The organism is Jeotgalibacillus aurantiacus, assembly GCF_020595125.1.
GTDB lineage: Bacteria > Bacillota > Bacilli > Bacillales > Jeotgalibacillaceae > Jeotgalibacillus > Jeotgalibacillus aurantiacus.
This window is the reverse complement of record NZ_JACNMS010000003.1, coordinates 1-14,500: the sequence shown is the minus strand read 5'-3', so window position 1 is coordinate 14,500 and position 14,500 is coordinate 1. Positions and strand designations below refer to the sequence as shown.

At 47.1% G+C, this 14,500-nt stretch carries 9 protein-coding genes, 8 tRNA genes and 2 rRNA genes; 1 reads left to right on the top strand and 18 read right to left on the bottom strand.

All coding sequences use genetic code 11. The features are described from left to right. Positions 1–177: 177 nt before the first annotated feature. Positions 178–1,980: a glutamine--fructose-6-phosphate transaminase (isomerizing) gene (glmS, locus tag H7968_RS09540; protein WP_227395925.1), complete on the bottom strand. Its 1,803-nt coding sequence runs from the start codon at positions 1,978–1,980 to the stop codon at positions 178–180. Positions 1,981–2,819: 839 nt separating this feature from the next. Between glmS and H7968_RS09535 the strand changes: the two genes are divergently transcribed. After that, complete coding sequence (locus tag H7968_RS09535) at positions 2,820–4,685, top strand: DUF2207 domain-containing protein (protein WP_227395924.1); 1,866 nt, start codon at positions 2,820–2,822, stop codon at positions 4,683–4,685. A 581-nt stretch (positions 4,686–5,266) separates the two neighbouring features. On the opposite strand, the gene glmM is transcribed toward H7968_RS09535, so the two are convergent. From glmM to H7968_RS09450, 17 genes are all read right to left on the bottom strand, one after another. Beyond that, entirely contained in the window at positions 5,267–6,616 is a 1,350-nt protein-coding gene (glmM, locus tag H7968_RS09530) for a phosphoglucosamine mutase (RefSeq protein WP_227395923.1), read from the bottom strand. A gap of 44 nt (positions 6,617–6,660) precedes the next feature. After that, entirely contained in the window at positions 6,661–7,998 is a 1,338-nt protein-coding gene (locus H7968_RS09525; RefSeq protein WP_227395922.1) for a CdaR family protein, read from the bottom strand. Then, complete coding sequence (gene cdaA, locus H7968_RS09520; protein ID WP_227395921.1) at positions 7,991–8,830, bottom strand: diadenylate cyclase CdaA; 840 nt, start codon at positions 8,828–8,830, stop codon at positions 7,991–7,993. Before cdaA ends, H7968_RS09525 begins: the two co-directional genes overlap by 8 nt. Before the next feature lie 169 nt (positions 8,831–8,999). Next, the gene (locus H7968_RS09515) at positions 9,000–10,043 is read right to left on the bottom strand and encodes a GGDEF domain-containing protein (RefSeq protein WP_227395920.1); all 1,044 of its coding nucleotides are present in this window, start codon (positions 10,041–10,043) and stop codon (positions 9,000–9,002) included. Between the two features lie 163 nt (positions 10,044–10,206). Next, positions 10,207–10,839, bottom strand: coding sequence for a zf-HC2 domain-containing protein (locus tag H7968_RS09510; RefSeq protein ID WP_227395919.1), 633 nt, complete (start codon positions 10,837–10,839; stop codon positions 10,207–10,209). A 15-nt stretch (positions 10,840–10,854) separates the two neighbouring features. After that, on the bottom strand, positions 10,855–11,418 hold the full coding sequence (gene sigW / locus H7968_RS09505; RefSeq protein WP_227395918.1) for an RNA polymerase sigma factor SigW: 564 nt from the start codon (positions 11,416–11,418) through the stop codon (positions 10,855–10,857). A 321-nt stretch (positions 11,419–11,739) separates the two neighbouring features. Next, a complete protein-coding gene (gene rocF, locus H7968_RS09500) occupies positions 11,740–12,642 on the bottom strand; it encodes an arginase (protein ID WP_227395917.1) in 903 nt (300 codons plus the stop codon). A gap of 684 nt (positions 12,643–13,326) precedes the next feature. After that, a tRNA-Lys gene (locus H7968_RS09495) sits at positions 13,327–13,399 on the bottom strand. A 1-nt stretch (position 13,400) separates the two neighbouring features. Continuing rightward, positions 13,401–13,475, bottom strand: a tRNA-Gln gene (locus tag H7968_RS09490). Positions 13,476–13,546: 71 nt separating this feature from the next. Then, a tRNA-Tyr gene (locus H7968_RS09485) sits at positions 13,547–13,630 on the bottom strand. A gap of 16 nt (positions 13,631–13,646) precedes the next feature. Continuing rightward, positions 13,647–13,722, bottom strand: a tRNA-Thr gene (locus H7968_RS09480). Positions 13,723–13,729: 7 nt separating this feature from the next. Then, a tRNA-Val gene (locus H7968_RS09475) sits at positions 13,730–13,805 on the bottom strand. A 23-nt stretch (positions 13,806–13,828) separates the two neighbouring features. Beyond that, positions 13,829–13,903: transfer RNA gene (locus H7968_RS09470), tRNA-Glu, on the bottom strand. Positions 13,904–13,908: 5 nt separating this feature from the next. Further along, positions 13,909–13,984, bottom strand: a tRNA-Thr gene (locus H7968_RS09465). A 7-nt stretch (positions 13,985–13,991) separates the two neighbouring features. Further along, positions 13,992–14,066: transfer RNA gene (locus H7968_RS09460), tRNA-Asn, on the bottom strand. Positions 14,067–14,071: 5 nt separating this feature from the next. Continuing rightward, positions 14,072–14,187, bottom strand: a 5S ribosomal RNA gene (rrf, locus tag H7968_RS09455). A gap of 149 nt (positions 14,188–14,336) precedes the next feature. After that, positions 14,337–14,500 (bottom strand): 23S ribosomal RNA (locus H7968_RS09450); the annotation flags it as partial.

Sequence of the window (14,500 nt, the reverse complement as noted above, 5' to 3'; positions counted from 1 at the left end):
TTGGTATTAGATATTTATTTTTACTACCAACCATTTTTCTCATACCTAAACTAACCTTTAAGCATTGATAGGTGGCAATTGAAAAACAAAAAACCCTCCCCATCACACTTACAATAAGTGTAACGGAAAGGGTTCCATTGTACTACATTTTTTCGCAAATTTTTCTAATTTTCCCGATTATTCTACAGTAACACTCTTCGCCAGGTTACGTGGCTTATCTACGTCGCAGTCTCTGTGAAGGGCTGCGTAGTAGGCGATCAGTTGTGTTGGAACAACTGAAACTAGTGGTGCCAGGAGTTCGTGTACGTGTGGGATGACGTAGCTGTCTCCTTCTTCTTCAAGGCCTTTCATGGCGATGACGCATGGGTTGGCGCCGCGGGCTGCTACTTCTTTGACGTTGCCGCGGATGCTCAGGTTGACGTTTTCCTGTGTTGCAAGGGCAATGACAGGTGTGCCGTCTTCGATTAGAGCGATGGTTCCGTGCTTGAGCTCGCCGCCTGCGAAGCCTTCTGCCTGGATGTAAGAGATTTCTTTCAGCTTCAGCGCCGCTTCTTGAACGACATGGTAATCCATTGAGCGTCCGATGAAGAAGGCGTTGCGTGTTGTGCTTAGGAAGTCGCGTGCGATTTGCTCGAATGCTTCCTTGTCGTCTGTCAGGGTCTGGATCGCGTTTGCGACGATGCCAAGCTCCTGGATCAGGTCGAATTTCAGGTCGAAGCCTTTTGCTTTTCCTGCTACTTCAGCCAGGATCGCAAGGACAGCGATTTGGGCTGTGTAGGCTTTTGTTGATGCTACCGCGATTTCAGGACCAGCGTGCAGCAGTAACGTGTGGTTCGCTTCACGCGAAAGTGTTGATCCTGCTACGTTTGTCAGTGTCAGTGCCGGGTGGCCAAGCTCTTTGATGTGTACGAGTACGGCACGGCTGTCTGCTGTTTCTCCACTTTGAGAAATAAAGATGAATAATGGCTTTTCAGAAAGCAGTGGCGTGTTGTAGACGAACTCACTTGCCACGTGTACTTCTGTTGGGATCTTCGCTGTTTTCTCAAGGTATTCTTTTCCGACAAGACCTGCGTGGTAGCTTGTTCCGCAGGCAATGATGTAAATGCGGTCAGCTGCGTTGACAGCGTCTAGTGTAGACTGCTCGATTGTCAGCTCACCTTTGTCGTTCTGGTATGCCTGGATGATTTTACGCATGACAGCTGGCTGCTCGTCGATTTCTTTTAGCATGTAGTGAGGGTACGTGCCTTTTTCGATGTCGCTTGCATCGATTTCAGCTGTGTACGCGTCACGTTCAACGACTTCGCCTTCAAGCGTTTTGATTGTTGTGCTGTCTTTTGTCACGATGACCATTTCTTTGTCCATCAGCTCAACGTACTGATCAGTAACCTGCAGCATCGCCATTGCATCAGATGCAACAACGTTGAAGTCTTCTCCAAGTCCAACAAGTAATGGGCTCTTGTTTTTCGCTACAAAGATTGTGTCTTCGTTCTGGTTATCTAAAAGCGCGATTGCATAAGAACCTTTCAGCTCTTTTAATGCTTTGCGGAATGCGTCTTCTGTTTCAAGACCTTCATTGACAAATGTTTCAATCATCTGAACGATGACTTCTGTGTCTGTTTCAGACTGAAGCGCAACGGCTGACAGGTGCTCACGCTTAAGACCTGAGTAGTTCTCGATGACGCCGTTGTGTACAAGCGTGAAGCGGCCTGATGCACTCTGGTGAGGGTGCGCGTTGACCTGGCTTGGTTCACCGTGTGTTGCCCAGCGCGTGTGCCCGATTCCGATGTTCGCTGTTACGCTGTCATCTACGATTGCGCGAAGATCTGCGATACGTCCTTTTTCCTTGAAAACAGATACGCCGTCTTCGTTTTTCACTGCGATACCGGCAGAGTCATAACCGCGGTATTCAAGCTTTTCAAGACCTTTAAGCAAAATTTCCTTAGAGTCAGTTAATCCAATATATCCTACGATTCCACACATAATAATTTTTCCTCCAATATGGATCCGGAGGGCATGACCGAATAGAGGACGGTCGGGCCCTCCTTTTCTCTTTTATAAGTTTTTTTGGTGCTGCAGCCCTGCGTCTTTGTCCATAAAGTCGCCTTTATGATTTCAGATCACAGGTTGTCGGCTGTGCAGTCATCAGCCGGAAGGCATCCGCCGAATCGTCGATGCTCCTTCTCCTCGTCAACTGCCGCTCCACCGGGCAGTCCTGGCGCTTTGTGTTGCTCTGTTTGCCTACCTCACGATCCACCTTTCTCTCTCTAGAATGATTTGAACTTTTTGTGTATACCCCGTTTACATAAAGTTTACACTCTTTCCATCATACGCGACATCACTTTTTTTCGTCAATCGTGATTTTATCACGCACGAAAAGGATTATAGCACGTGCCGCGTTGCCGTGGGTTACGAAAACGTTACATTTCTATGTATGCGGTGGTACATAGGATAAGACGCCGGGAAATGAAATAAGTTTCATATTTGAAAAAATAATTTTATCGGGCCTCCGGTATGGTATAATCACATATTGTAAAAAATAGAAGGTTTTTGGTTTTTTGGGTGCGGATTGCGGGGGTGGCGATTTGTATCGTTACGGCTGGTTTTTCAATCGTTTGGCATGATTTTTCGCTTGTTTCAGACGGGGATTCAATCGTTTCAGTTTTTTATTGTATCGTTCACCTGCAACGTGACATTTTTTGTTATGTTCACTGCATGGATTGTTCCGTTTCAGGTAACGATTTGTATCGTTCCAGCCCGTTTTTGTCCTGTTTCACCCAACAGCCACCATTACATACAATAACTCTTTTATGGAGGATACGATGAAGATTAAACTTAGTATTACAACCTTTCTAATCTGGCTTGCCATCGCTGTGCCTGCGGGTGCCTTTACGATTGATGAGGTAAAAGTGCGCGCCTGGATTGAGCCGGATGGGGATGTTATCGTCAATGAAGTGTTTCATTATACATTCGATGACAGGCAGGAGGATATTTTGCGCACGATTCATGAGAGGGGACATGAAGGTGTGGAGGCGTTTGAGGCTTACCGGGTCGTTGGTGAGGAGGATCGACCAGGGTATTTATCCGCTGAGGATTTAAGTCCGGTTGATGTGGTCAGCAGCGCCAATGAAATGCGGATGAATATCAATGCCGAAGCCGGTGAGTATAAGATTTTTTATGCATATACGCTTGAAGAAGCGGTTGATCGCTACTATGAATACAGCGAGCTGTACCTTCCCTTCTTCGGCACGGGCAGTGAGCATGATGAAGATCTTTATAACGTGACGATCGAGGTTATTTTCCCGGAGCCGGTTGCACCTGAAAACTACAGCGCCTTTTTCGATGACCGCAACGGGCGGATTGTGCATCAGGAGTCAGACGGTGTCATGTTCCAAACACCGGAATCACCGCTGTTTACGACAACGGAGGTGAAGGTCCTGTTTCCATCAGAGGTTGTGCCATTGATGCCTGCTATCGCCGCTCCTGTATCGTATGAAGAGGCGGTGGAACGTGAGGAAGCTGCGCTTGCCAGAGCGGAACGTTTCCGGGGCATTCAGGATGCGATCAGTCCTGTGATGGCAGGTGCAAGCGCCATTTTGCTGGGCCTTTTAATTGTATCGGGCGTGCTTTTCTTGATCCGTAAACGAAGACAGCGCGGAGATGCCATTGATATCATGACCGTTGATCCGCTGATGCTGTATTTTATTCAGTTTAAATCTGCCTCGATTCAGCACAGACTGATCGCCGGCCTGTATTCACTTGTAGAGCAGGGTGTGTTGAGAACGTCCGTCGTATCTGTCGGCAAAAAAGGATTGCCAGAGGAAACGGTCGCATTTGAAAAAGTCGGCAATAAAAAGGATTACACGGATGCTGAGACGTACTTACTCGACTGGCTGTTTCCGACCGGCGGAACCTTCAGGCTGGATGAAGCGCTTGGTGAGGACGTTCACAGCAAAACGCGTTTCAGCTATCGTGAAAATAAGTGGAGCAGGCTTGCGAAAAAAGAATTTCAACAGAAGCTGGGCACGGTGCGGTGGCCCATTATTGTGCGGAATAGTCTTCTTGGATTACTTTTGGTGCTCGTCTTAGTCTTTCAGGTGCTTGACCGCTCCGGCATTTGGGAGATGGTGATTTTCACTGTGGTTGCAGGCTTTTTACTCGTACAATCTATCCGCTTGCCTATGCGTAAGCGCTGGGCCATTCTGCTCGTATTCGTCAGTTTTTTCGCTGCCGTGAGTCTGGAGAGTACAAGTTCGGCAGGAGCCTTCTTTTTGTTTTTTATCACGGCACTTTTTTATATCCTGCTGATCCCGATCTTTACAGAAAACCTGGAGTTAAACCGCATCAAATCCAGTATTCAGGCTTTCCGTAAGGTGCTTGATTCAAAAGAGACATTTACGATTACGGATGAGGCGCTTGACCCGTGGATGCTGCGCGCTGCCATGATTAAACGCCGGAATGCCAATCTGAAGCAATATGCGCCTAAAGATGCCGGCAGCCTGCGCGATCATCCGTTCACGTATGGTGTCGTGCACAGGAAAGATCCTTTTAAATTCATGAGTCACATGCTGAAAAGGAACCGAAATTCCTCTGACGGCATACTGATTTTTGATGACGGTCCTGCCAACCATCACGACCACGGCTCCTTTGATGGAGGCGGTGACGGTGGCGGCGGTGGTGGCGACTGATTCATCGTGTGAGAAACCTCCGTGAATGCGGAGGTTTTTTGTGTGGTTGAAGGCTGCTTGCGGAGATGGGGCTTCATTGGTAGACTGTCTCGTCTGCGGAGCCGCCTTATTGCTCAGATTCTGCTTCTTGATTGCCGAAGAGCTGCTTGCGCAATTGGGGTTTGTAGATCAGTCTGTCCGGTTCTGCGGTACCTGTCCTGCTGAATGCACTTGGGTAACCAGTGATGCGATTTCTGGCGGCGCCCGGGATTCCTTCACTGTTGGCACTTATTCGATCGCTTGAGATTTTATTTCGTGCTTTTCAGATTTTTATTCCTTCTTTCTGGAATTTAATTCCTTCACTAAGCTTATCCAGCTCCTTTTTCCCTTCATTGCAGGACAAGATTCCATCACTCCGGCCTCCTGATTCCTTTACTCCACAACTTTATTCCCTCACTTCCGGTCAGCCGTTTAAAGACACATCCTCATCCCCTCATTTCCCGCCAGCCGCCCAACAACGCATTACCTCTCCGCCAGACACCCGCCACTGCCCAAACAAAAAGAAACAGGCACCCAAAGGATACCTGCTTCATTTAACTTGATTATGCTTTTACACCCATCTCTTCTTCCACGACTGCAGCGATACGGCTGACGTACTGGTCGCAAAGTTCTTTGGTTGGGGCTTCCGCCATGACGCGGACGAGTGGTTCTGTGCCGGATGGACGCACGAGGATGCGGCCGTTTCCGTTCATTTCTTTTTCGACTTCTTCGATCACGGCTTTAACGCGTGCATTGTCGGTTACGCCGTGCTTGTCGCTTACGCGGATGTTGACGAGCTTTTGCGGGAAGATTTCCATTTCAGCCGCAAGCTCAGACAGCTTTTTGCCAGTCAGCTTCATGATGTTGACGAGCTGAAGACCGGATAGAAGGCCGTCTCCTGTTGTATTGTAATCAAGGAAGATGATGTGGCCGGATTGTTCTCCGCCCAGTGTGTAGCTTCCTTTTTTCATTTCTTCTACAACGTAACGGTCACCAACAGCGGTCTGGATGCTTTGGATGCCTGCTTCCTCAAGCCCCTTATGGAAACCGAGGTTACTCATCACCGTTGATACGACTGTGTTCTGCTTCAGGCGTGCTTCTGATTTCAGATGCTTCGCGCAGATGAACATGATCTGGTCGCCGTCTACGATCTGGCCGTTTTCATCGATCGCGATCATGCGGTCACCGTCTCCGTCAAAGGATAGACCGACGTCTGCCCCGCGCTCTTTTACAAAGGCAGCAAGTGCTTCAGGGTGTGTCGAGCCGACACCTTCGTTAATATTCAGGCCGTTTGGTGATGCACCCATTGTTGAAAGGTCCGCATCAAGGTCGGCAAATAGGTGTGTAGCAAGCGCTGATGTTGCACCGTGCGCACAGTCTAATGCAATATGAATGCCGCCGAAGTCTTCGTCAGCTGTCTGCTTCAGATACTGAAGGTACTTCTGTCCGCCTTCGAAGTAATCTGTCACAATACCGAGATCGCCTCCTGTTGGGCGTGGTGCCTGGTCTGTTTCTGCATCGATCAGTGCTTCTATTTCATTTTCCTGCTCATCTGTCAGCTTAAAGCCGTCCGGACCGAAAAATTTGATTCCGTTATCCGGTACCGGGTTGTGTGAAGCTGAGATCATCACGCCAGCCTGTGCACCCATTGCTTTCGTCAGGAATGCTACACCAGGTGTTGAAATGACACCAAGGCGCATGACTTCTGCCCCGATTGAGAGAAGACCTGCAACGAGTGCGCCTTCAAGCATATGTCCTGAGATTCGTGTGTCACGTCCGATTAATACTTTTGGACGGTTCGTATCTTTTGTTAAAACATAACCGCCAAAACGTCCTAATTTATAAGCCATTTCAGGTGTAAGCTCTGTATTTGCTACTCCACGTACACCGTCTGTCCCAAAATATTTACCCATTCTAATCATCGCTCCTTAATTAATCGCTCCTGTTTTATACAGGATTACGCCTGCGCAAGTGAAATGGTGACACTTGGCCGCGACAGGATATATGTGACGTTCGAGGGCCCCTCCACCTGGACCTCAACGTTGTGTTCACCTTCATCTAAACCTTCAGCATCAATATACAGTGAAAAATCTTCTTCTGATAAGCCTTCAAGCGTCTCGGCATCACCCGATACACGCAGATTCAGCTCCCCGCCGGCCGGCTCTAAAAAGGTTGCCTGCAGATCCTCGCCAATATTTCTCGTTTCAACAGGAAGAGCCGACAAAGTCAGCTCTTCTGTTGTATTTTCATTATTATCATTGTCACCGGAAGCCGTTTCGTCCTGGTCCGGATCAGTAGTAACCGGTTCTTCAGTGTCAGCTGTCTCCTCGGTATTATCTGCGTTTCCTTCGCTTTCTGTCAATGTCACGACCGCAGAAGCCATTTCTGATGAAAGTTCTGAGACCCCTTCAGGTACCGGAATTGGCACTTCAATGCGCGAACCGCTTCTTGTTACGCCTGATATGTCAAACGGTACTTCAATCTGCTCAATCGCATCGATCGTTCTTGCCGGACCAAAGATCGTGACGGTTTCATTGACTAAAGAAATATTTTCAAGCTCAAGTCCGTCGCCAGGTTCGCCTTCCTGAACCGGAACAAGGGTTACTTCCTTGCTCGGCTGTGATATGTTGACGGTCAAATCCACATTTTGCGGTTCAATGGAAACCGGCAGCTTGTCCAGATTGCCATCAAGCACCTGAACGGCGGATTCAAAGGTGTCTCCATCCTCTACTTCTCCATCTGCACTCAGGGAGGCACGTACATAACGAATGGACTCGAGCACGTTTCTGGCGCCGGTAATTTCAACGGTCTCTGGCTCAACATCAATTGAATCAAGCTGATAGCCTTCCGGAACGATCGACTGGTTGAACTCGGCATCCACTCTGAATTCCTGTGTCAAGCGCTCATCAATGGTGACCGTTGCCACAGAAGGATTCAGCGTGACACGAAGCTCAGGGGAAAAGTTCTCATATTGAATATTCACTTCGTGTGTCCCGATTCCAAGGTCAGCCATATTAATGAACACGCGAAAATCACGTGCGGATTCCGTTCTCATCACAAGCGCAGCAGGGCCTTCCACTGTGACGTCTATTGTGCTCGGCACACCGCTGACAACAAATTCTTCTTCGTTGTACATCGTATCAACAGGCACATTTTCAATTGTTTCGATATCATTTTGAGAGCTGGTCGAGCTGTTAGACCCTTCTTCTTCAGTGTTGGCGGAAAAAAACATAAAAAGGGCAATCATGAGGGCAAAACCTCGCAAAAACCAACGGCTTTCAAGGAATTTATCCATTAGACTTTTTCCCCCTCCAGTTCCATCGTGACAATCCGGATGTGCCGGCTTTTTCGTTAAACCATTCGCGGCGGAGGATCTTACTGAATTCCTCCAGCTCCAGGTTACGCTTGAGTTCACCGTTTGTCGTGATGGAGATGGCTCCTGTCTCCTCTGATACCACAATTGTAATACTATCCGTGACCTCACTGACACCCAGTGCAGCACGGTGCCGCGTTCCCAGCTCTTTTGAAATGAACGGACTTTCGGACAGCGGCAAATAACATGCTGCGGCTGAAATCCGGTTCTTCTGAACGATCACCGCTCCATCGTGAAGCGGTGTATTCGGAATGAACAGATTAATCAACAGCTCGCTCGTCAGCTTGGAATCCATCGGGATGCCGGTTTCAATATAGTCCCCCATCCCCGTTTCACGCTCAAAGGAGATCAGGGCACCAATCCGGCGTTTGGCCATGTAGCTGACGGCCTTCGTGACCGCTTCCACAAGACGTGTCCGCTCTTCATCCTCCTGCAAATTACCTCTTGTAAAAATCCTTCCCCGTCCAAGCTGCTCCAGTGCACGACGAAGCTCCGGCTGGAAGATAATAATGACCCCGAGAACCCCCCAATACATGACTTCCTGCATAATACTTGCAAGTGTATTAAAACCAAGGAGTTCACTTAGTATCCGTACAATAACGATGACAAAGATTCCTTTTAGCAGCTGGACAGCCTTCGTCCCTTTAATCAGGGTAATCAGCTTATACAACAAATACCATACGAGGAGTATGTCTAAAAGGTGCACTGCAATGTCTAACACCGTTAAATCTGAAAATTGTTCAAAAAACGGCATGGGACTTCCTCCATTTATCTATTTAAAAGGGCTGTTCACTTATCTCTCTATTGTTCAGGCAGTTTTCACTTACCACCATCAGGTATAAAATCATTTAAACTCCACCATTATAACACAATGCCCCTGTTTCGTGTGTGTGAAACGGAATGTCATCAAACTGAAACAGCTGTTACTGTGCTTTTAAATAGTGAAAGACCTGTTCATCTTCAAGAACGGCACATGCCCGCCCGTTCCGCTTCGCGTGATACAGACGCTGATCGGCTTCCGCCACGACCTGTTCAGCAGAACGGTTCCGCTTAAAGATCGTGTAACCTACACTCATACTGAGCGTCCACTCAGGCTGTTGCAGATCCAGCAGTTCTACTTCTTTCCGAAGATCACTTAAAAAACGTTCGACATTAAATTCTTTCCCGGGAAATAAAAAGACAAATTCCTCGCCACCGTAGCGAAATGCCTTTCCAAGATGCTCGCCGCTCACCTTTTTCAGCATCGGGCCAACCCTTTCAAGCACATAATCGCCATATAGATGACCATAGTGATCGTTTGCCACCTTAAAGTGATCAACATCCCCGATCAATAAATGAAAAGGCTCATTGCGCTTCACGAGCTGCTCAAGCTCTTCATCAAAATGACGGACATTGTAAAGGCCCGTTAAATAATCCTGGCGAAGTTCATTTCCAAGATGTGCGGCCTTATCTAAATGCCTGCGTTCCTGCAAAACGAGGATGGCGCTGAAAACGGCCATGACAATTAAAATAAACGTCTGCAGTGCACCGGAAATCAGAACCTCCGGCGTATAGCCATTTAAAAAATACGGCATGGACCAGATGGCCATCATTAAGGCCATGGTCATCAAAACAGCACCGCGTTCTTTCCAGTAAATCATCGCGTGCATCAAAATAATATACATAATCGGCAGAAACTCACTTTCGATTCCACCTGTAATCGCTACGAGCCAGACAAAGGCGCCGTAATCGATCCACACACCACTCTGCAACAACCGCGGGAATAACAACTGCTGTCTTGTCGCTTTATATAATTGAACCTGCGCGAACACAGTAAATAGAAAAAAGGTCAAAACCAATATTGGAAACGACTGTCCGGTAAAGCCGATTTGTTCACGTAAATAAGGGATCAGATAGATTGCGAAGATCGCAATAAGAAAAATCCAGCGTAACAGGGAAAATAATTGTTCTGTTTTGATATCCTTCATCTTCCATCCCCCTCTCTTCATCACTTTAACACAATGAATGCGAATCGTCTTATAATTCTTTATACCCATTTTTCAACCAAAAACCACTTATTTTATTTTAAATCATTCATTTAAGTTCAGATACTGTATACAACAGAAAAAAGAACCACCTCAAGGGCAGTTCTTATGACTCGTTATCTGAAGAGCGACCGAAATCGCTCAGATCCTTCACAGCTGATTTAATCGAATACCAGAGCCATTCGAAGGCCTGGTCAATTTCTTCAATTTCACCTGTAACCGTTCCGGCACCTGCCGTATACTGTTCGCCGTTAATAACGGTCACATTACCAGTGACTTCCCCTTCCACACGCAGATCGCCGTTGCGGACCGTAAAGTCGCCCTCAACCGTTTCTCCTTCAGGAATCACAACCGTACTGCCCTCTACCACCACTTTTTCACTTGGTGTAAAGGCAAACTCATTGTCCCCACCCCATGTGGTGAAGAGGCTTCCGCTCATTAAGACGAAAAACACAGCTGCGGCTACAAACAGCGGATGACGCTGGAACCATCGATTCATACCGGCTTTTTTCTTTTCCTTTGGCAGTCTGTTCATGACGTTTGCCGTAAAGTCAGACGGCGCCTGGATATGCGATGTGCTCTGGACAAGCGCAATCGTCTTTTTTAATTCATGAAAATGAGTTTTGCACGCTTCACATTGCTGAAGGTGCGCCTTTAACTCCTTTTCCTGTTCTTGTGAAATCTCTTCATCTAAATACTCATGCATTAAATGCACGATGTGTTCAGGACAAGTGTTCACGAGACTCACCCTCTCCTAAATTGATCTTAATTGCTTTCGGAGCGCTTCCCGTCCACGATGAATTCTGGTCTTGACTGTTCCAAGCGGTAAATCCAGAATCTCACTGATTTCCTTCAGCGATAGCTCCTCTATATACTTTAATACGATCACAGAACGATATTTGTCGGGTAATAATGAAATTTCTTTCTGAATTGATTCCTGTAATTCCATTGATTCTACTTCATCCTCAGGCAACGGTTCATCCGACTCCACCTGAGAATACATCGTCAACCCCTCTGTCCCAGCAACTTCTGCATCCAGGTAATAGTCCGGTTTCTTTTTACGGATCCGGTCAATGCAAAGATTCGTGGCGATACGGAAAATCCACGTTGAAAATTTGCGGTCGATATCAAATGTATGAATGTTGGTATAAGCTCTGATAAATGCTTCCTGCGCAATATCTTCCGCCTCATGACGATTGCCTAACATCCTGAAACATACATGATACACTCTGTCCTTATAGAGTTCCACAATTTCGCCGAACGCATTCTGATCACCCTTCAGCACCTGCTGTATTCTCTTTTTCACGATGAGTTCCATTCTTCCTTTACCTCCGCTTCATGCGGCTCTAACCTGTTTACGGATCGAAGGCGCAAAAGGTTTCACGCTTTTTATTTTTATTTCGAGATTTTTTATGTACGTCCATTTTCGACCTATGTGTCGAATTACATCCCTTCTATTATACTATGTTTCGACACAAGGGTCATCCAGTTAAAGTAAAAAGATATGAAATTTTTGGGAATAGGTGGGGAGGGTATATGCGTGCGTAACATAGTTAAAAATTAAACAAACCGGAACAAGCTGCAAAAGGTTGTTCCGGTCTGTTCACCTTACTATTAAATGAAGAATTGCGTTAGCTTATTACAGAAGCTTTTCGCCAAACAAAGATCCAATTAAAGCAACTGCAACCGTTGCAGTCTTGTTCTTTTCATCAAGAATCGGATTCACTTCCACGAATTCAGCTGACGTCAGAATATCCGCCTCAGCGAGCATTTCCATCGCCAGGTGACTTTCGCGGTAAGAGATGCCGCCAAGTACAGGCGTGCCCACACCAGGTGCGTCACTTGGATCCAGTCCGTCCAGATCAAGCGACAGGTGCACACCATCCGTGCGACCTTTCAGATACTCGATCGACTCTTCCATTACACGCGTCATACCCATACGGTCAACCTCGTGCATCGTGTAGACGCGGATGCCTTTTTCCTTAATCAGCTCACGTTCCCCTTCATCTAAAGATCGTGCTCCGATAATGACAATGTTCTCCGGCTTTACTTTAGGCGTATAGCCGTGAATGTTCACAAGGTCCTCGTGTCCTAGACCGAGACTCACCGCAAGCGGCATCCCGTGAATATTACCTGAAGGTGACGTTTCACCTGTATTTAAATCACCATGTGCATCATACCAGATGACACCAAGGCTCTCATGCTTGCTGCTGATCCCTGCCAGTGAGCCGATCGCAATACTGTGATCTCCACCTAAAATCAGTGGAAAATCACCTGCATCCTTCACAGCCTTTACCTGATCCGCAAGCTCCGTATTTCCCTTTACCACAGCCTCAAGATTACGAAGGTTCGTCTCAGCCGTATGTACGCGCTCAGCCTGGTCAATCCGGATATCACCAAGGTCTGTCACCGTATGACCAATATTCTCTAAACGTTCAAGTAATCCGGCATAACGAATCGCACTCGGTCCCATATCCACGCCGCGGCGCATCTGACCAAGATCCATCGGTACTCCGATTACAGAGATGTTTTTCTTTTGCATGATTGCTCCCCCTTCAATGTACTGCCTTCTTATTGTAACGCTTTCATTTGAAGTGACTCAACTGGGCAGAATTATGTATATATATACAGGTGTCTATGGGTGGAGAACAGTTGGGGGAGTATTATGATGACTAGCGTGGTTATTTTATGTAGTTGCTTCTTTATTGTTCTTACTTTTGGGTTTATTCGATAGACTTTGCTCTTTATTTGATACACTTCGTTCGTTATTCTGCATACCTCTGGAAACATCCCGGCGAAGCTCGGGGCCTTTCATGAAGTTAGCTAACTGCAGCGAGCGGCTTTTCTATAAACTAAGCCTGCTATTCGATACACTTTCTTCTTCATTCTTCATACTTTTGGTCTTATTCGATATACTTTCACCGTTATTCTACACACTTCGCTCCTCATTCTGCACACCTCCAGAAACATCCCGGCGAAGCCCGGGGGCCTTTCATGCCGTTGGGTAACTCAAAGACAAGCTCGCGACTGGATCTGGACCATGGACTATCCGTTCCGAAGAGCATTGAGCGCAGCCTCACCCCCAATTAGATAGCCCTTCCTCATTATTATGAGGACCTCCACCATTATTAGACACTCCTGCCCCTTTATTGTGCCGACCTCACTAACTCAAAAACCAAAATAAAAAACGCCCCATCGATGATAAAATCGATGAGACGCTTTGTAATGAGCCATGAAGGACTCGAACCTTCGACCCTCTGATTAAAAGTCAGATGCTCTACCAACTGAGCTAATGGCTCTTGGCTGGGCTAGCTGGATTCGAACCAACGCATGACGGAGTCAAAGTCCGTTGCCTTACCGCTTGGCTATAGCCCAATGTTATTTAAGAACAGTATGCCCTAAAAAAACAGAAAGGACATCTTTTAATATGTCCGTTTTTTAAAAAATGGTGGAGGGGGGCAGATTCGAACTGCCGAACCCGAAGGAGCGGATTTACAGTCCGCCGCGTTTAGCCACTTCGCTACCCCTCCGTATTTAAATGAAAACTGGTGCCGGCAAGAGGACTTGAACCCCCAACCTACTGATTACAAGTCAGTTGCTCTACCAGTTGAGCTACACCGGCAAATAAATGGTGGAGAATGACGGGCTCGAACCGCCGACCCTCTGCTTGTAAGGCAGATGCTCTCCCAGCTGAGCTAATTCTCCATGGGATGATTTCATTTTAAAAGTGGTGACCCGTACGGGATTCGAACCCGTGTTACCGCCGTGAAAGGGCGGTGTCTTAACCACTTGACCAACGGGCCATGAGTGGAGCTTCCAACAGGATTTGAACCTGCGACCTCTTCCTTACCATGGAAGTGCTCTACCTGCTGAGCTATGGAAGCAGAAAAATGGCTCCACAGGTAGGACTCGAACCTACGACCGATCGGTTAACAGCCGATTGCTCTACCACTGAGCTACTGTGGAATATTGCCTAGCGACGTCCTACTCTCACAGGGGGAAACCCCCAACTACCATCGGCGCTGAAGAGCTTAACTTCCGTGTTCGGCATGGGAACGGGTGTGACCTCTTCGCTGTCATCACTAGACTATTCTGCTTGCTTGGAACAAAAACTATTATACCAAGTTTCCATTGCTGATTTCAACAACAGGTTTAAAAGAAAGAACAAAAAATTTCATTCCCTCAAAACTGGACACAACATCAAACAACCGCAAGGTTTTTCCGAGAATCACCGATTTGGTTAAGTCCTCGATCGATTAGTATTCGTCAGCTACACATGTCGCCATGCTTCCACCTCGAACCTATCTACCTGATCATCTTTCAGGGATCTTACCACTTGCGTGTGGGAAATCTCATCTTGAGGGGGGCTTCATGCTTAGATGCTTTCAGCACTTATCCCG

Bases quoted from the DNA above. Each gene is read 5' to 3' on its own strand.
- glmM (WP_227395923.1), bottom strand. From the start codon at position 6,616: ATGGGTAAATATTTTGGGACAGACGGTGTACGTGGAGTAGCAAATACA.
- cdaA (WP_227395921.1), bottom strand. From the start codon at position 8,830: ATGCCGTTTTTTGAACAATTTTCAGATTTAACGGTGTTAGACATTGCA.
- rocF (WP_227395917.1), bottom strand. From the start codon at position 12,642: ATGCAAAAGAAAAACATCTCTGTAATCGGAGTACCGATGGATCTTGGT.
- H7968_RS09535 (WP_227395924.1), top strand. From the start codon at position 2,820: ATGAAGATTAAACTTAGTATTACAACCTTTCTAATCTGGCTTGCCATC.
- sigW (WP_227395918.1), bottom strand. From the start codon at position 11,418: ATGGAACTCATCGTGAAAAAGAGAATACAGCAGGTGCTGAAGGGTGAT.
- H7968_RS09525 (WP_227395922.1), bottom strand. From the start codon at position 7,998: ATGGATAAATTCCTTGAAAGCCGTTGGTTTTTGCGAGGTTTTGCCCTC.
- glmS (WP_227395925.1), bottom strand. From the start codon at position 1,980: ATGTGTGGAATCGTAGGATATATTGGATTAACTGACTCTAAGGAAATT.
- H7968_RS09515 (WP_227395920.1), bottom strand. From the start codon at position 10,043: ATGAAGGATATCAAAACAGAACAATTATTTTCCCTGTTACGCTGGATT.